17 protein-coding genes are annotated in these 17,337 nt (G+C 68.3%); 12 read left to right on the forward strand and 5 right to left on the reverse strand.

Annotated features, from left to right (window positions below):
- Positions 1 to 146: 146 nt before the first annotated feature.
- Entirely contained in the window at positions 147 to 488 is a 342-nt protein-coding gene (gene arsC, locus B1818_RS05750) for an arsenate reductase (glutaredoxin) (protein ID WP_078112140.1), read from the forward strand.
- A gap of 24 nt (positions 489 to 512) precedes the next feature.
- On the opposite strand, the gene B1818_RS05755 is transcribed toward arsC, so the two are convergent.
- Entirely contained in the window at positions 513 to 959 is a 447-nt protein-coding gene (locus B1818_RS05755; protein ID WP_058250847.1) for a limonene-1,2-epoxide hydrolase family protein, read from the reverse strand.
- Between the two features lie 240 nt (positions 960 to 1,199).
- Between B1818_RS05755 and B1818_RS05760 the strand changes: the two genes are divergently transcribed.
- From B1818_RS05760 to B1818_RS05770, 3 genes are read left to right on the forward strand one after another with little or no spacing between them, the layout of a single operon-like run.
- Positions 1,200 to 1,847 carry a 50S ribosomal protein L25/general stress protein Ctc gene (locus tag B1818_RS05760; RefSeq protein ID WP_078112141.1) on the forward strand — a complete coding sequence of 216 codons (648 nt, stop codon included), beginning with the start codon at positions 1,200 to 1,202 and terminating at the stop codon, positions 1,845 to 1,847.
- A gap of 45 nt (positions 1,848 to 1,892) precedes the next feature.
- A complete protein-coding gene (gene pth, locus B1818_RS05765) occupies positions 1,893 to 2,459 on the forward strand; it encodes an aminoacyl-tRNA hydrolase (RefSeq protein ID WP_058250849.1) in 567 nt (188 codons plus the stop codon).
- 49 nt (positions 2,460 to 2,508) lie between these two features.
- Positions 2,509 to 3,747, forward strand: a complete 1,239-nt coding sequence (locus B1818_RS05770) for a beta-ketoacyl-ACP synthase 3 (protein WP_254859575.1) — start codon at positions 2,509 to 2,511, stop codon at positions 3,745 to 3,747.
- 127 nt (positions 3,748 to 3,874) lie between these two features.
- Here B1818_RS05770 and B1818_RS05775 read toward each other — a convergent pair whose 3' ends face one another.
- Together B1818_RS05775 and B1818_RS05780 are read right to left on the reverse strand one after the other, a co-directional pair.
- Entirely contained in the window at positions 3,875 to 4,639 is a 765-nt protein-coding gene (locus B1818_RS05775) for an ABC transporter permease (RefSeq protein WP_058250851.1), read from the reverse strand.
- Entirely contained in the window at positions 4,636 to 5,703 is a 1,068-nt protein-coding gene (locus B1818_RS05780) for an ATP-binding cassette domain-containing protein (RefSeq protein ID WP_058250852.1), read from the reverse strand. The genes B1818_RS05775 and B1818_RS05780 overlap by 4 nt, the downstream gene beginning before the upstream one ends.
- Positions 5,704 to 5,994: 291 nt before the next feature.
- Between B1818_RS05780 and B1818_RS05785 the strand changes: the two genes are divergently transcribed.
- Positions 5,995 to 7,011 carry a beta-ketoacyl-ACP synthase III gene (locus B1818_RS05785; RefSeq protein ID WP_004022635.1) on the forward strand — a complete coding sequence of 339 codons (1,017 nt, stop codon included), beginning with the start codon at positions 5,995 to 5,997 and terminating at the stop codon, positions 7,009 to 7,011.
- A gap of 63 nt (positions 7,012 to 7,074) precedes the next feature.
- Here B1818_RS05785 and B1818_RS05790 read toward each other — a convergent pair whose 3' ends face one another.
- Positions 7,075 to 7,962, reverse strand: a complete 888-nt coding sequence (locus B1818_RS05790; RefSeq protein ID WP_058250904.1) for a DUF559 domain-containing protein — start codon at positions 7,960 to 7,962, stop codon at positions 7,075 to 7,077.
- A gap of 143 nt (positions 7,963 to 8,105) precedes the next feature.
- On the opposite strand from B1818_RS05790, the gene B1818_RS05795 reads away from it, so the two are divergent.
- Positions 8,106 to 9,716, forward strand: a complete 1,611-nt coding sequence (locus B1818_RS05795; RefSeq protein ID WP_058250853.1) for a peptide chain release factor 3 — start codon at positions 8,106 to 8,108, stop codon at positions 9,714 to 9,716.
- A gap of 28 nt (positions 9,717 to 9,744) precedes the next feature.
- Positions 9,745 to 10,473 (forward strand): hypothetical protein, encoded by a 729-nt coding sequence (locus tag B1818_RS05800; RefSeq protein WP_254859577.1) that lies wholly within the window; start codon positions 9,745 to 9,747, stop codon positions 10,471 to 10,473.
- A gap of 211 nt (positions 10,474 to 10,684) precedes the next feature.
- Here B1818_RS05800 and B1818_RS05805 read toward each other — a convergent pair whose 3' ends face one another.
- The gene (locus B1818_RS05805) at positions 10,685 to 11,695 is read right to left on the reverse strand and encodes an enoyl-CoA hydratase/isomerase family protein (protein WP_078112142.1); all 1,011 of its coding nucleotides are present in this window, start codon (positions 11,693 to 11,695) and stop codon (positions 10,685 to 10,687) included.
- 211 nt (positions 11,696 to 11,906) lie between these two features.
- Here B1818_RS05805 and B1818_RS05810 point away from each other — a divergent pair, with 211 nt between their 5' ends.
- The 5 genes from B1818_RS05810 to B1818_RS05830 all read left to right on the forward strand — a co-directional run bounded on the left by B1818_RS05810 (position 11,907) and on the right by B1818_RS05830 (position 17,333).
- Positions 11,907 to 13,511, forward strand: a complete 1,605-nt coding sequence (locus tag B1818_RS05810) for an ABC-F family ATP-binding cassette domain-containing protein (protein ID WP_254859579.1) — start codon at positions 11,907 to 11,909, stop codon at positions 13,509 to 13,511.
- Positions 13,512 to 13,567: 56 nt separating this feature from the next.
- Positions 13,568 to 14,353, forward strand: coding sequence for an alpha/beta fold hydrolase (locus B1818_RS05815; protein WP_078112143.1), 786 nt, complete (start codon positions 13,568 to 13,570; stop codon positions 14,351 to 14,353).
- 126 nt (positions 14,354 to 14,479) lie between these two features.
- Positions 14,480 to 15,604 carry an MBL fold metallo-hydrolase gene (locus tag B1818_RS05820; RefSeq protein WP_078112144.1) on the forward strand — a complete coding sequence of 375 codons (1,125 nt, stop codon included), beginning with the start codon at positions 14,480 to 14,482 and terminating at the stop codon, positions 15,602 to 15,604.
- Positions 15,605 to 15,638: 34 nt separating this feature from the next.
- Positions 15,639 to 16,400 (forward strand): crotonase/enoyl-CoA hydratase family protein, encoded by a 762-nt coding sequence (locus B1818_RS05825; RefSeq protein WP_065630901.1) that lies wholly within the window; start codon positions 15,639 to 15,641, stop codon positions 16,398 to 16,400.
- Between the two features lie 30 nt (positions 16,401 to 16,430).
- Entirely contained in the window at positions 16,431 to 17,333 is a 903-nt protein-coding gene (locus tag B1818_RS05830; RefSeq protein WP_078112215.1) for a LysR family transcriptional regulator, read from the forward strand.
- The last annotated feature ends 4 nt before the right edge of the window (positions 17,334 to 17,337 follow it).

Consider the following 17,337-nt stretch of genomic DNA (forward strand, 5'->3'; position numbering starts at 1 on the left):
GGCGAGATGATGTTGCCAGCCCTTCGAGGCTCGTCGCTTGCGCTCCTCGCACCTCAGGGAGCAGAGGGATTGACGCTCCTCAAAGGAACACAGGGATTCGCCCTCCTCAGGGAGCAGATTGCGCCCCACCGAGTACCGTGTCACCCGTGGACGCGACGATCTATCACAACCCGAAGTGCTCGACCTCGCGGAAGGCGTTGCAGGCCCTGCGCGACGCCGGGATCGAGCCGGCAGTCGTGAAGTATCTCGACGAGCCGTACAGCCGCGAACACCTCGTCGAGCTGTTCGCCGACGCCGGGATCACACCCACACAGGCGGTCCGCAAACGCGAGGCCCTCTACAAGGAGCTCGATCTCGCATCGGCCACCGACGAGCAGATCCTCGATGCCATGGTCGAGCACCCGATCCTCGTCGAACGTCCGATCGTGGTGACCGACAAGGGCACTCGCATCCCCCGGCCGATCGAGAAACTCGACGAGATCCTCTGACTCAGGGGCGCGGCAGCGCTCAGGTCAGGCCGGCACGGCCGGCGCGGGCAGCGGCCGCTGCACCGACGGCACGGCCAGTGCCACGACGCCCCGCGCGAGCGCCTTGGTCATGTCGAAGTAGTCGAAGTAGTCGCGCCACACCGTGATCCGACCCTCCCGTACCTCGAACCGGCCGCAGACCCAGAACTGGAGATGCAGCCGCCCGAACCGGAGTTCGTCGACGCGCTCGGTCAGCACCACGCCGGTGTCGTCGGCGGACACGTTGATCATCTGGTAGTTGAAGCCCACCGACTCCTTGCGCGTGACCCCGCCCAGGACACCGGCCACCTTCCGCTTGCCGCGGATCGTCGGCAGCGAGACGTTCGTGTAGGCGATGTCGTCGTCGATTGTCTCCAGCGCGGCGGGCACGTCGCCCCGCGCGAACTCGTCCAGCAGGGTCGTCACGATCTCGATCGGCGTCTGTGAGGTCATGGCAGACCAGTATCCCCCAGCGCGGCGAACCGAGCGGGCGATGTGACATCCCGGCAGGTCATCGACTACTCTGATCGCCGTTGTCTCGGCGAGGGTGACCCAGTCACCGTGATCGGCGCGGCCATCGCAGGTCTTCCTCACGCCCTCCGGGCGAATGGAACGCCCGCGGTCGGAACTCGTGCCCGGTGTTGCTCGTCGCGACGCCGACAGAACGTACCCACCGATCGCGAGGAGACCGTCATGGCCACCCAGACCAGCAAGCTGTCCGTCAGCACCCGTACCGAGAAGGGCAAGGGCGCAGCCCGCCGCGCGCGTCGCGAGGGCAAGGTCCCCGCCGTGCTGTACGGCCACGGCGCCGACCCCCAGCACCTGCACCTCCCGGCCCGCGAGTTCGCCGCCATCCTGCGTAACAGCGGCCTCAACGCCGTCATCGACCTCGACATCGAGGGCTCCAGCCAGCTCGCGCTCACCAAGCAGGTCGACGTCCACCCGATCCGCAACTACATCGAGCACGCCGATCTGCTGATCGTCCGTCGTGGCGAGAAGGTCACCGTCGAGATCGCGATCATCGTCGAGGGCGACGCCGCCCCGGGCACCCTCGTCGTCCAGGACGCCAGCGTCGTCGAGGTCGAGGCCGACGCCCTGTCGATCCCCGAGCAGATCGTCGTCAGCGTGGAGGGCGCCGAGATCGGCCTGTCCGTGCACGCCTCTGATCTGGACCTGCCCGAGGGTGTGACCCTCACCGCCGATCCCGAGACCCTCATCGTGTCGGTCACCGAGGCGCAGCTCGCCGCCACCGAGTCCGACGCCGACGGCTCGGCAGACGCCGCAGCCGAGGGCGACGCCGAGGGCGAGGCGACCGAGGAAGCCGCTGCGGAGTCGGAGTAATCCGACCACCGACTGCCCGGTTCGGGTGGTGAAACTGCGTAAGTGGTGAAACTCATTGTCGGACTCGGCAACCCCGGGTCCAAGTACGAGAAGACGAGGCACAACGTCGGCGCGATGGTCGCCGACGGCCTCGTCGCCTCGGCCGGCGAGCGCTGGAAGGTGCACAAGAAGTCCGGTGCCGAGGTCGCCGAGGTACGCCTCGGCGGCCAGTCGGTACTCGTGGCCAAACCCCGCACCTACATGAACGAGTCCGGCCGTCAGATCGGCCCGCTCGCCAAGTTCTACTCGGTCACGACTGACGACCTGATCGTCGTCCACGACGAACTCGACATCGACTTCGGCGCCGTCCGTCTCAAACGGGGCGGCGGCGAGGGCGGCCACAACGGGCTGCGGTCGCTCAGTCAGGCACTCGGTACGCGCGACTATTTGCGCGTGCGCATCGGCATCGGCCGGCCACCCGGCCGGCAGGACCCAGCCGATTTCGTGTTGAAACCGTTTCCGTCCTCCGCTCGCAGCGAGGTCGAACTCCTCATCGCCAACGGTTGCGACGCCGTCGAACTATTGCTCGGACAGGATCTGGAGTCCGCGCAGAACACCGTGCACGCCTGGTGAGGACACCGAATTCGGCGGCCGCGCGGCCGTAGAATCGCTGCGGCGGGCAATGAAGGGATCGGCAACAGTGGTCAACCTCTCGGTGAAGACCGGACACCAGAACGTCTCGATGCTCGGCATCGGCGCCTACCGTCCGCGACGCCTGGTCAGCAACGACGAGGTCTGCCAGGTCCTCGATTCCTCCGACGAGTGGATCTTCGAGCGGAGCGGCATCCGCAACCGCCGCTGGATCAGCGGCGACGAGTCGGCCCGATCGATGGCCGCCGCAGCCGCCGAGCGGGCGATCGCGAACTCCGGGGTGGCGAAGGAGAAGATCGGTGCGCTGATCCTCGCCACCAACAGCTGGAAGACCAAGATCCCCCACGGCGGGCCGATCGTCGCCTCCGACATCGGGCTGAACGGCATCCCCGCCTACGACGTCGCTGCGGGGTGCGGCGGCTTCGGGTACGGCCTCGGGGTCGCTGCCGACACCGTCCGTGCCGGCAGCGCTGAGTATGTCCTGCTCGTCGGTGTCGAGACCATGTCGGTGGTCATGGACCCCACCGACCGCAACACCGCATTCATCTTCGGCGACGGCGCCGGTGCGGTCGTCGTCGGTCCGAGCGAGGAGAACGGCATCTCCCCGACCGTCTGGGGCAGCGACGGCGAGAACGCCGAGGCGATCGGCCAGAACTGGGACATCCCCGAGTACATGGACCGCGCGCAGGCCTACCAGGACAAAGACCCCGAGACCGACCCGGTCGGTCGCATGGTGGTGACGATGGCGGGACCCAAGGTGTTTCGCTGGGCGGCCGTCACCCTGCCCCGGGCCCTCGCCACCGTGCTGGAGACCTCGGGCGTCGGCGTGGAGGACATCGAAGTCTTCGTGCCCCACCAGGCCAACGCCCGCATCAACGACCTGATGAAGAAGAACCTCGGCTTCCCCGACGACCTGCCGATGGCGAACGACATCGAGAACACCGGGAACACCTCGGCGGCCTCCATCCCGCTCGCCATGGAGGAGATGCTCGCCACCGGCAAGGCGAGGGGCGGACAGACCGCGCTGCTCCTCGGCTTCGGCGCCGGCCTGAGCTACGCGGGTGCGGTCGTCACCCTTCCCCCGGCCCCGCGATCACCAGTTTCGACTGACCCCCGCTCCCTGAGAAGCGAGCTGCGACCCCCGATCCCTGAGGAGCGCCCGGAGCTTGCGGAGGCCGCGGCCAACCCCCGCTCCCTGAGGAGCGCCCGGAGCTTGCGGAGGGCGCGTCACGAAGGGTCTGGCGACGCATCTCGCCAGGACCCTTCGTGACGCTCGCAAGCTCGCTCCTCAGGGAGCAGGGGTCGGGCTCGCAAGCTCCGGCCTCCTCAGGGAGCAGTCATTGGGCTCGCGCAGAACACGGGCGCAGATACTGAGGAGCGAGCTCGCGGCTCACGCCTCAGGCATTCTCCTTGCGGAACACCGAAGTGCCCCACAGGGTTCCGAGTCCGGCCAGGATGAGCGACGCGAGGACGCCCCAGAGGACCTGAGCACTGGCGAGGTCGCCGGAGAAGGTGTCGCGCACCGCGTCGACGATCCACCGGAACGGCATGAAGTCGCTGAGACTCTGCAGCCACGACGGCCCGAGGGTCATCGGGAGCAGGATGCCCGACAGCAACAGGACCGGCATCATGACCATGTTGATGAGCGGCGCCATCACATCTTCACTCTTCGTGGTCAGCGCCAGGGCGTTCGACGCCGCGGCGCACGCGCCACCGATCAGCATCGTGATGATGATGCCGAGGATCACGCCGATCACCGAACCCCGCATGCCCATCAGATAGCCCAGCACCACCAGGATCAGCGCCTGCACGAGAAGTTGCAGCATGTCGCGCATGAGTCGACCGGTGAGCAGGGCGGTGCGGCTGGCCGGGGTCACCCGTTCGGCCTCGATCACACCCTCGCGCCATTCCCCGATCAGGCTGAATCCGGCGAACAACGCGCCGAACAGACCGAGCTGCACGAGCAGACCGGGGACCAGGAACGTGTACGGATTGTCGGCGCCGCCCGGGAACTGCGCGACGAGGGGCTTCAGCAGCGGCCCGAAGAGGACGAGGTAGAGGACCGGTTGCATCACCCCGATGAGGACCCAGGCCGGGTTGCGCAGGTTCATGCGGATCTGTCGGCGGAACACGATGGTGCTCTCGCGGAGGAACGTGGTCATCGGTTGGCTCCCTGCTGACGGAGTTCGGCCGACTGGGCGTCGGCGTTCGTCGAATCGGTTGTTTCCGAATGGATCTCGTTGCCCCGCTCGGTCTCGGCGTCACGCAGCGACCGACCGGTGAGGGTGAGGAAGACGTCGTCGAGGGTCGGGCGGATGACCTCGATGGAGTCGAGGGTGATGCCCGCGGCGTCGAGGTCACGCAGCAGTCCGGGGACGGCCCGGCCCGCCCGCGGCACCCGGCTCCGGACGTGCCGGCCGTCGATCTCGATCCGGCCGTCCGCGCGGCCACCGGTGACCGAGGCCAGTTTCTCCGCGGCGGTGGACACGGCCGCGGAGTCGGCGACCTCGAGTGCCACCAGGTCGCCGGACACCTGCGCCTTGAGGTTGTCGGCGGTGTCCGCGGCGACGATCCGGCCGTTGTCGATGATGATGATCCGATCGGACAGTTCGTCGGCCTCGTCGAGGTAGTGCGTCGTCAAGAAGACCGTCGCGCCGCGTTCGGTGCGCAACCGCCGGATGTGGTCCCAGAGATTGGCCCTCGCCTGCGGGTCGAGGCCGGTGGTCGGCTCGTCGAGAAAGACCAGGGACGGTTCGTGGACCAATCCCATCACGATGTCGAGTCGGCGTTTCTGCCCGCCGGACATGTTCTTGGGCTGGCGTTCCCACAGGCCGTCGAGTTGGAGCTGGGAGAACAGGGCGTGGCCGCGGCGGGTCGCCTCGGCCCGGGACAGCCCGTAGAGCATGCCGTGATCGACGATCTCGTCGCCCGCCTGCGCCTGGCTGAAGGTGCCGCCGGCCTGCGAGACGTAACCGATGCTGCGGCGGACCGAGACCGGGTCGGCCACGACGTCGTAACCGTTGACGGTCGCGGTTCCCGCCGTCGGCCGCAGGAGGGTCGTCAGCATGCGCAGCGTGGTGGTCTTGCCCGCGCCGTTGGGCCCGAGGAACCCGACCACCTCCCCCTCGGCGATGTCGAGGTCGACGCCGTCGACGGCCCTCACCTCGCGCTTCTTCTTTCCCTTCCCGGTGCTGAACACCTGGACCAACCCGCGTGCGTGGATCATGCGGACTCCCCTTCTCGATGTCGTCGAATGGTGTACTGACTCGTGCGTTCGGCGCTGCGCGCACGTCATCGTGTGCTGATCGTCGTGACCGCGGGCCGCTTTCCGACGCCCCGGCGGTGTTCGATCGACCTGCGGACCAGCATTCCCCTCATCGAGGACGACTTCGGTCCGCGTTCCGCGACTCCGTAACGATTGCGGGCGGGGTCCCGCTACTTCCCAGTAAGAGGCGGTGTGAGTACCGTCGTATGTCGGGTCACATATTCGCCGGGCACGTTTTGGGAAGGGTTCACCATGGCGGTCATCGCAGACACCACTGGCATCAACAACATCGGCATGCTCGGCATCGGCGCGTACCGCCCCGAACGCGTCGTCACCAACGAGGAGATCTGCCAGCACATCGACTCCTCCGACGAGTGGATCTACACCCGTACGGGAATCAAGACGCGCCGGTTCGCGCGTCGCGACGAGAGCGTCATGGAGATGTCGGTCAACGCCGGCCGCAAGGCGATCGCCAATGCGCTGCTCCAGGGCTCGGACATCGACGCCGTCATCCTCGCCACCAACACCCACCTGCTGCTGACCCCGGCCGGCGCCACCAAGGTCGCGACCGAACTCGGCTGCAACGGCGTGCCCGCCTTCGACGTCACCGTCGGCTGCGCCGGCTTCGGCTACGGCATGGCACTCGCGTCCGACATGATCCGCGGCGGCAGCGCCACCCACGTGCTGGTCATCGGCGCCGAGCAGCTCTCGGTGACCATGGACATGACCGACCGCACCAACTGTTTCATCTTCGGCGACGGGGCCGGCGCAGTCGTCGTCGGACCCACCGAACAGCAACAGCTCGGCCCGGTGATCTGGGGCTCGGACGGCTCCCAGTTCAACGCGATCCGCCAGGACTTCGACTGGGTCACCTTCCTCGACAGCGACCGCACCCAGCGCCCCTACCTGCGCATGGAGGGCACCGCGGTGTTCCGCTGGGCCGCCTTCGAGATGGGCAAGGTCGCCCACCGCGCCCTCGAGGCCGCGAAGCTCGGTTCCGAGGACCTCGACGTCTTCGTGCCGCACCAGGCGAACGCCCGTATCAACGAACTCCTCGCCAAAAACCTCAAACTCCGCGACGACGCGGTCGTCGCCAAGGACATCGAGTACACCGGCAACACCAGCGCCGCCTCGATCCCGCTCGCCATGGAAGACCTGCTGTCCACCGGCAAGGCACAGCCTGGCCAGACCGCACTACTCCTCGGCTTCGGCGCCGGACTCTCCTACGCCGCGCAGGTCGTCACCATGCCGCCGGTTCCGTTCGAGTAGGGCGCCGTATCGAGTCCGGGGGCAATCTGATCCGCTCAGCGGCTCATGATGCCCCCGGATTTGTCATGCCGGCCGGTCGTGCTGCAAGCCGAGCGCCTGGCGGACACGTGCCACGACGTCGTCGGGCCGCTCCCGCAGATCACTCCACGTGAAGTTGAGGACGGTCCAACCCAAAGCGATGAGGTCGTTTCGGCGTCGGCGGTCTCGCTGGAACGTCTCCGCGTCGCGGTGGAACGCCATCCCGTCGATCTCCACCGCCAACAGCCGATCCGGGAACGCGAGGTCGATGAAGTACCCGCCGGCCGGGTGACCGCACGACCAACCGCTCACACCTCCGGCGCTCAACACGTCGACAGCCAGCCGCTCCGCCACCGAGCGCGCGCCGGATTCGACGCCGTCGACGAGGGCCGCGATCGCGGGTCCATCCTCCTTGCCACGTCGACGATCAGCGGCGACGCGCAGCTGGCGCAGCGAGACCTTGCGAACGAGCAGCGCGTTGTCGAGGACTCCACTGTCGCGCTCGAGTGCGGCTTCCAGCACGGACAGCGGCAAGGCTGTCACGAGCAAGTCCTTGCGGGTCACCACCTCCGCGTCCGCGAGGCAGCGGCGCCGGACCCGAACGCCCTCGACCGGAGTGCCATGCCGCGATCGCGGTGCGGTGACCGTGAACTTCTTCGGCGGCTCGTCGAGGAGCCCGTGCCACCACGCCGCTCCCGATCCGGACAGCGCCGCACCTCGGCCCACGCTCGCGACTGCCAGTCGCGCACGGGTGGCCGGCGTCGTCGGATGATCGGCGAGCGAATACACCCCGCGCGTGTGCGGCATCCAGTCTCCGCAATCGACTCGACGCCGGACCGCGGACCGCGTGAGGCCGAATTCGAGCGCATCCGCCATGGTCAGTACCCCGTCACGGGCGAGAACGCGGCGCCGAAGGCCCGGTGGAAGCTGCACGACCATCAGACGCACAGCAACGGTGACGGGTTCCCAGTTTTTGGGCGGGGGGCACAAGGTGCCGCATACCGGCACAACCTGCCCCGGCACTCCGCCGCGAGCGAGTTTGGCCGCCCCCTGCACGCCCGGTAGCCTGGAACCTCGTGAGTTCCGAGGTGATCAGTCGCGAAGTGACGCGTCGTCGTACCTTCGCCATCATCTCCCACCCCGATGCCGGCAAGTCGACGATGACCGAGGCGTTGGCGCTGCACGCGCGGATGATCAGCGAGGCCGGCGCCGTCCACGGCAAGGCCGGACGTAAGTCGACCGTCTCCGACTGGATGGAGATGGAGAAGGCGCGCGGCATCTCCGTCAGTTCGACGGCGCTGCAGTTCAACTACTCGGCCGCAGCCCAGGCCGACCCCGAGATCCCGAGCGTCATCAACCTCGTCGACACCCCGGGTCACGCCGACTTCTCCGAGGACACCTACCGCGTGCTGACCGCGGTCGACGCCGCGGTGATGCTCATCGACGCCGCCAAGGGACTCGAGCCGCAGACCCTCAAACTCTTTCAGGTGTGCCGCCACCGGGGCATCCCGGTCATCACGGTGATCAACAAGTGGGACCGGCCGGGTCAGAGCCCCCTCGAACTGATCGACGAGATCACCGAGCGCATCGGCCTCACCCCGACCCCGCTGTTCTTCCCGGTCGGCATCGCCGGCGACTTCCGTGGTCTCCTCGACCGGCGCACCGGCGAGTACGTGCACTTCACCCGTACCGCGGGCGGCGCGAAGATCGCGCCCGAGGAGATCATGTCCGCCGACGACGCGCTGGCTCGCGAGGGCGACGAGTGGACCTCGGCACTCGAGGAGAGCGAACTGCTCACCGAGATGGGCCAGGACCACGATCAGGAATTGTTCCTCGCCGGGCAGACCTCGCCGATGATCTTCGCGTCCGCGATGCTGAACTTCGGTGTGCGGCAACTCCTCGAGGTCCTCGTGGAGCTCGCTCCCCCGCCCGGGCCGCGGGCCGACGTCGAGGGCAATCCACGGCCGGTGACCGACCCGTTCAGCGCGGTGGTCTTCAAGGTGCAGGCCGGGATGGACTCCAGCCACCGGGATCGCCTGGCGTACATGCGGATCGTGTCCGGCGAGTTCGAACGCGGCATGGTCGTGACCCATGCGCAGACCGGAAAGCCGTTCGCCACCAAGTATGCCCAGGCCGTCTTCGGCCGCGACCGCTCGACGGTCGACACCGCCTACCCCGGTGACGTGGTCGGGCTGGTGAACGCGACCGCGCTCGCTCCCGGCGACACTCTCTACGACGGCCCCAAGGTGCAGTTCCCGCCGATCCCGTCCTTTGCGCCCGAACACTTCTCGACCCTGCGTGCCACCACCGCAGACAAGTACAAGCAGTTCCGCAAGGGCATGGACCAGCTCGAGAGCGAAGGCGTGGTCCAGGTCCTGCGCAACGACACCCGCGGTGATGCGTCGCCGGTGCTCGCCGCCGTCGGCCCGATGCAGTTCGAGGTCGTGACCGCGCGGATGAAGGCCGAGTACAACGTCGACACCATCATCGAGCCGCTCGGTTACACCCTCGCCCGTCGCACGGATGCCGACAGCGCGCCCGAACTGAATCGGCAACGCGGCGTCGAGGTCTTCACCCGCACCGACGGCGCCGTTCTCGCGCTCTTCAGCGACAAGTGGCGCCTGCAGTACATCGAGAAGGAACACCCCGACCTCACTCTCGAACCCCTTGTCGCGGCAGCGGACTGACCGGTCGACGAGCACACGGCGCCGGCCGGTGCGCGCCGCCGTGCTGATGTGCGCGGCGGTGGCGTCGCTCGTCACCGCCTGTGGCTCCGACGCCCCGCACCAGTCCACGCCCACCACCTCGACGCCGGTGCCGACCGCACGCCCGGTCGACTCGACGCTCTGCACCGAGAAACCACCGCAGGGCAACGTCGACCGCAGTGGCCAGAACTTCGAGTTCCGTCACGGCAACATCAGAATCGCGGTCGCGGACACGCCGGCGGACTCCCGGCGCGGACCCGCGGTGGGCGCCACCCCCGCCGACGAGCCCAACTGCTATGAGTTCGACCGGTGGGGCCCGGCGCGGCCCGACGTGCCGCCGGACTCGCTGCTCTTCGTGTTCAAGGACGCCGGCACCGGCGGCGCGCAGATCGAGTTCCTGATCAGCGAACTGACCGGCGGCCTGTTGCCACCGGTGGGCGCGACGCGTCCGACCGTCGGGCCGTTGACACGACCGATCAACGCCCAGATCGGGGTCTCGATCAACGGCGACTACCACCACTCGTCCGCGTGCCAGCTCAGCGTGAGCGGCATGTCGAGCTCACTCGCGGCCGGCTCGTTCACCTGCCCGACGGCGACACGGGTCGAGGCCAACCCGCTCGCGCCCGACGACGACGTCCGCTACGACCTCGACGAGTCGTCGGCGACGAAACAGCCGGAGTCCGAGGGCAACTCGACCGCCAGCGTGTCGTTGTCGGGGTGGTTTCAGCTCACGCCCTGAGATCTGCCGGTCGAGCAGCGTCGACCGAGCGTGGTAAGGACGCCACCCCCCGCTGGTCGAGCAGCGTCGACCGAGCGTAGCGAGGACGCCGCGTCCGTCGAGGCCACCTCGGCAACCGACCTCGCAAACCCGACCAGTGGCTTCGACAAGCTCAACCAGCGGGGAGGCGGCTCAACCAGCGGGGAGGCGACTCAACCAGCGGGGCGGCACCTCAACCAGCGGTGGCACCGACGATCCGGGCCACGACGGCGGGATCGACGTCGTCGATGCGCGCCGGATCGAATTCGGGATTGCGATCCTTGTCGACGAGCACGGCCCGCACCCCCTCGCGGAAGTCGTGGGTCTTCGTGATCTCCTCTGCGGCATGCAGTTCCCGGTCGAAGCACTCGTCTATCCCCGACCTCGCCCCGGCGCTGATCATCGCCGCGGTGACCCACAGACTGGTGGGTGAGGCACCCTCGAGCAGACCGACCATCTCCTGGGCCCAGTCGTCGCCGACCGCGCCGCGCAGGCCGCCGAGGATGGCGTTGACGTTGTCGTCGGCGAAGTACTCGCCGATCTTGCGCAACGGCACGTCGCTGGTGTCCTCGGTCCCCGACGTGGCCAGCGCGTCGGCCAGCGGGGCACCGGAACGGATGCTGTCGGCGACCGCCGGCAGGTCGGCGGAGGACACGAAATGCGTTGCCAGTCCGACGGCGACCGCGTCCACACCGCGGATCCGGGCGCCGGTGAGTCCGAGCCACATGCCCACGCCCTCCGGGAGCCGCGGCAGGAAGTAGGTCGAACCGATGTCGGGGAAGAACCCGATCGCGGTCTCGGGCATGGCGATCATCGCCTTCTCGGTGACGACCCTGATCTCGCCGTGCACGCTGATCCCGAGACCCCCGCCCATGGCCGCCCCGTCGATCAGGCTGATGTAGGGCTTCGGGTAGTCGGCGACGAGCTGATCGAGCCGGTACTCGCCGGCGAAGTAGCGGCTGATCGAGGCGTGGTCGCCGTCGATGGCGTGCTCGCGGATCGCACGGATGTCGCCTCCGGCGCAGAACGCCCGGTCGCTCGCCGAGGTGACCAGGACGGTGTCGATCGCGTCGTCGTCACCCCATTCGCCGAGCGTGACGTACATGTCGTCGATCATGCTCTGGTCCAACGCATTGAGAGCCTTGGGCCGGTCCAGGACGATCTCGCCGACGCCGTTGGACACCGAGGTGCGGAGAAATGACATACCCCAACCGTAGCGGTGAGCCCGGATCCGACTCGTCGGCGGATAATCCGTTTGCAACTCCGAGCGCGTCCGCTACGGTGGTCACCACTTGCCCCCAGACCCTCCAGGAGTGATCCACGCGATGAAGAACTGAAGTGGCCCCGGCCGTCGGCACCGCCGACGGACCCCACCGACGCCCTGTCGGTGTACCCGACCCACTTCAGGAGCGCTCATGCCATCTTCCATCGTGCTGTCCGATGTCTCGTTCGCCTGGCCCGACGGGACAGTCGTCTTCGATCACCTGGACCTCGCCCTGGGCGCCGAGACCTACTCCCTCATCGGCGCGAACGGTGCGGGCAAGTCCACCCTCCTCGGCCTGATCGCCGGTCGATCACGCCCGGCGTCGGGCAGCATCACGATCGCAGGTGATTCGTCGACGACCGATGTCGCTGTGGTCGTGCAGGACCCGCAGTCCGATCCGTCGTCGACCGTGGCGCACGCCCTCGGCATCGACGAGATTCGTTGTGCGATAAGACGAATCGAGAGCGGTTCGGTAGATCCGCAGGACTTCGACGCAGTCGGGGACGACTGGGGCGTCGAGGAGCGCGCCATCGGACTCCTCGAGCAGATGGGACTGCCGCCCGACCTCGACCGCACGGTCGGCGCCATGTCCGGCGGGGAGGCGACCCTGCTGGCGATCGTCGCCGCACTCATCGCTGACCCGGCGATCCTGCTCCTCGACGAACCGACCAACAACCTGGACACCGACTCCCGCGCCCGGCTCTTCGACGCCATCGAGTCGTTTCCGGGCACGGTGGTCGTGGTCAGTCACGACCTCGAGCTCCTCGAACGTGTCGATACGACGGTCGAGCTGTACCGAGGTCGAGTGCGGCTGTTCGGCGGGCCCTACTCCCGGTACCGCGAGATCATCGACGCCGAACAAGACGCCGCCGAGGCAGCGGTGGCCACCGCCGCCGGCGATCTGCGCAAACAGCGCCGCGAGATGACCGAGGCGCTGATCAAACTCGATCGGCGGGCCCGGACGGGCGCGACAGCCGAGCGGGAGAAGCGGGTGCCGAAGATCGTGGCACACAACCGCCGGAGCGAGGCGCAGGTGTCGGCGGGCAAACTGCGTAACGCCCATCGTGACGACGTAGCCTCTGCGGCAACGCGTCTCGACGAGGCCCGCGAGGACATCCGCACCGACCGCACCGCACGGATCGTCGTGCCGACGCCGGAAGTGGCCCAGCGCGCCCAGATCGTCGTCGATGACCGCCTGCGCATGGACGGACCCGAGCGGGTGGCTCTGGTGGGGCCCAACGGTTCCGGGAAATCGACGCTGATCGCGGAGTTGATCGCCTCCGAATCCGTCGTCGTACCGTTCGCCTTCGTACCTCAGCAGATCACCTTCCCCGACCCGACCGTCTCGATCGCGGAGCACCTCGCGCGGACCCACCCGGACATCTCGACGCAGGAGGTGCGGGCGCATCTCGCGCGGTTCCTGTTCCGGGGTGCGCGCGCCGATCGCGCACTCGTCGAACTGTCTGGCGGCGAACGGCTGCGCGTCGCACTGGCCGATGCACTGCTCGGTGACCCGACACCGAAGCTGCTGATCCTCGACGAGCCGACGAACAACCTGGATCTCGACACCGTCACGCAACTCGTGGACGCACTCGAGGCCTGGACCGGTGCGCTGCTGGTCGTCTCCCACGACGCCGGGTTCCTCGACCGCATCGGCATCGGTCGGCGCGTGTCACCGGTGCCCCCACCGGGCGAACCGTCGGGAACGCCGGGGCAGATCGGTGCCGAACAAACCGACGTCGAAGCAGATCGCTGACGAACAGTCGGTGACGCCGGCGGCGTCGAGAACCGTTCGGCGGCATACTGCGTGCGATGGCCGAGCCCGTACCCGTTCCCGTCGACGCGGCGGTGGTCGAACCCACGCCCGTCGTCCTCGTCCACGGTTTGCGCGTGAGCGGCGCGACCCTGCACCGGGTCGCGGCGGCTGTGGCCGGTCCCGACTCGAGGCGCGCGGTCGCCACCCCCGACCTCCCTGGCCACGGGCAGCGCCGCGACGAGACGTTCACGATGTCCGGCGCGGTGGACGCCGTGCTCGCCGAGATCAGCAGGTTCGGCCGGCCGGCGGTCGTGGCCGGGATGTCGATGGGCGGTTATGTGGCGATGGCGGTCGCCGGACGCCATCCGGAAGCCGTCGCGGCCCTGGTCCCGATGTGCGCGACCGCGCAGCCCAGTCCGCTGCTGGCCGCGCCGTTCGAGACGTTCGGTGCGGTCACCGCGTTCCTGCCGCGTCAGGCGGCGATCATCAGTCAGGTGGCCACCCGCCTCGCCGTGGGACGTCGGGTGTCCGCCGACATGGAGATCGGCGGACTGGCACTGGGGTCGATCGCCGACGTCGTCGCCGAGATCAAGCGGTTCGACGCGCTCGGCGAGGTCCGGCGCTACCCCGGCCGAACGATGTTCGTCAACGGTAGCCAAGACCAGTTCCGGGTCCACGAACAACGTTTCGTCGAGGCAGCACAGCACGCGTCGCTGACCGTCGTCCCCGGGGCAAGCCATCTGTTCCCGCTCATCCAGCCGGAACTCGCCGGGCGACTGGTGCTCGACGTCGCGGCGAGCTGCGACGGGGCCGCGGCCGGACTCGCCGACCTGGATCCATAGGTCCTACCTCAGGATGTCTGAGCCGCCCACAGCTTGAGCGCGATCGCCTCTCGTGATCGGATGACTGTTGATCACTGCAACGATCATCAGCGGTGTCACCACGCGACGGACCCGGCGGGAGGCTGGATGGGCACGATCGAGGTCACCGGCACGCTGCAGAAGCAGGCCTGGGCCGACAAGGTGTTGCCCCCGGTCGAGGAGGTCCGGCCGCAGCTGTGGTCGATCCCGGTCCCCATGGGATCCAATCCGTTGCGATACGTCCTGGTCTACGCCCTCGGATTGCCCGACGGCGGTCTCGCACTGATCGACGCCGGCTGGCCGTCCGACGAGTCGTGGGACATCCTCGTCGCAGGCATCCGCTCCACCGGCCACGACCTCGCCGACATCAGGTCTGTCGGCGTGACCCATCTGCACCCCGACCATTTCGGGCTCGTGCCGCGTCTACTCGAGCACGTGGACGCCGAGCTGTGGATGCATCGCAACGATTCCCGGTACCTGCGCCACTACTCCGATGCCGAGGTGGAGAACCAACTCGGCCAGGCGCGATCCGAACTCCGCGCTCTCGGCGCACCGACCGAGGTCGCCGACGAGGGGCTGGTCGGTTTCATCCGCCTGCCCGACGGGCGGACCGTCGACCGCGAGCTGACCGGGGACGCCCCGCTCGACATCCCCGGCTGGGATCTCCGCGCCGTCTGGACCCCGGGCCACACCGCGGGGCACCTCTGCTTCGCCGACGACACCGCCGGCATCGTCTTCACCGGCGACCACCTGCTGCCGCGGATCAGTCCGAACATCTCGACCAATCCCATGCAGACCGACAGTCCTCTCGCCGACTACCTGATCTCGCTGGCCAATACCGAGAAGATGCGCGACCACGAGGCGCTGCCGTCCCACGAGTACCGGTTCCGAGGCCTCGGCGACCGCGTCACCGGTCTCCTCACGCATCACGAGGAGCGGCTCGACGAGATCGCCTCGACCGTGACCCGGTATCCGGAGAGCACGGCCTGGGAGATCACTCGGTCGGTGACGTGGTCGCGTCCGTTCGAGGAGCTGTCCCTCACCCTCAGCCGACTCGCGTTGCGGGAGACCCACGCTCATCTCGTCGTCCTGCAGGAGCGCGGCGTCCTCGACGCCCACGTTCCCGATGAGACGGCGACCGATCCGACGACCCCGGATCCGATCCGCTGGTTTGCCGCCGGCGAGCCCACACCGGCTGAGCCGCAACAGATCTCCACATCCGAGAACACCTGACCGCCCGTCCCGTCCACCAACTCCAGGAGTCCCCATGAGTGCCGTGCTCACCGAGTTCGCCGACGGCGTCGCCGTCATCACGATCAACCGCCCCGAGGCGAAGAACGCCGTGAATCTCGAGGTGTCGGAGGGTATCGCCGCCGCGATCGACGAGCTCGAGTCGCGCGACGACCTCACCATCGGCATCATCACCGGTGCCGGTGGCACGTTCTGCGCCGGGATGGACCTCAAGGCCTTCGCCCGCGGCGAGAAGGTCGCGCTGGACGGACGCGGGTTCGGGGGCCTCACCGAGGCCCCACCGACCAAGCCCCTCATCGCCGCCGTCGAGGGCTGGGCGCTGGCCGGCGGATGCGAACTCGCGTTGTCGGCGGACCTCGTCGTCGCAGCAAACGACTCCAAGTTCGGCATCCCCGAGGTCAAGCGCGGACTCGCCGCCGCCGCCGGTGGCCTCCTACGCCTCCCGAAGATCCTCCCCTACCAGCTCGCCATGGAACTCGCGCTCACCGGCGACCCGCTCACCGCGGCACGCGCCCACCAGTTCGGCCTGGTCAACCGGATCACCGAACCCGGCGAGGCACTCGCCGGGGCCCGCGAACTGGCCGCCGTCATCGCCGCCAACGGCCCCCTTGCCGTCCGCGCCACCAAACAGGTCACCTCCATGGCGATCCGCTACACCGATCCCGAACTGATCAAGAAGCAGTGGGACTTCCTCGGTCCGGTGTTCGTCTCCGACGACGCCAAGGAAGGCGCGGTCGCCTTCGCCGAGAAACGCGCGCCGCGCTGGACCGGCAAGTGACCTGACACTCGGGTCACTAGAGTGACCGGGGTGGACCTGCACCTCGTGACCTACTTCGTCGCCGTGGTCGACCACGGCGGCATCACGAAGGCCGCCCAGTCGCTCTACATCTCACAGCCATCGCTGTCCCAGGCGATCCGCACGCTCGAGAGACGTCTCGGCGTCACCCTGTTCGACCGCACCGGTCGACGCCTCGAACTCACCGAGGCCGGACGCAAACTCGACGTCGCCGCCCGGCGCATCCTGGCCGACGTCGACCGCGCCAAGGCCAAGGTCGACGCGGTTCGGGAGTTGCGCGCCGGTCGCGTCGACATCGTGACGTACGCGGCGTTCAGTGTGGACCCGGTGGTCAACATCGTCCGCTTGTTCCGGGAACGGTTTCCGCGCTTGTCGGTTCGAGTCGTCTCCGCCGACAGCCCCACCGGGGTGTTGTCGGCGTTGCGATCCGGGGACGCCGAGATCGGGATCATGGACTCGGCCGCCGAGCACGCGATCTTCACCGCCATCCCGATGGCCGAGCAGGAACTCATCGTCGCGGCGCCGACGACGCTCGCCGACGGTCTGCCCGAACCGATACCGCAGTCGGCGGTGCGCTCGCTGCCACTCGTCGTCGATCACAGCGACCCGATCACCGCGGAACTCCTCGGCGGACTCCTCGACGACGACGCCAAGAACGTGGTGGTCGACTGCCAATTACCGTCCGCGGTGTGGAGTCTGGTCAAGAAAGGCACGGGCGCAACGATTCTCCCACGCACCGTGGCCGACCGGCAGCTTGCGGGACTCCGTCGACTCGCGCTCGACCCACCACTCACCCGACCGTGGGGTCTCGTGCTGCGATCCGGGCTCCCCTCACCGGCCGCCCTCGCCTTCATCTCCGCGGCGAAGGTCCACTGCGGGATCGCGCCGGACCACGCCGAACCACGGGATTGGTGACACA

It is taken from the genome of Gordonia sp. IITR100 (genome assembly GCF_002009645.1).
Taxonomy (GTDB): Bacteria; Actinomycetota; Actinomycetes; order Mycobacteriales; family Mycobacteriaceae; genus Gordonia; species Gordonia hongkongensis.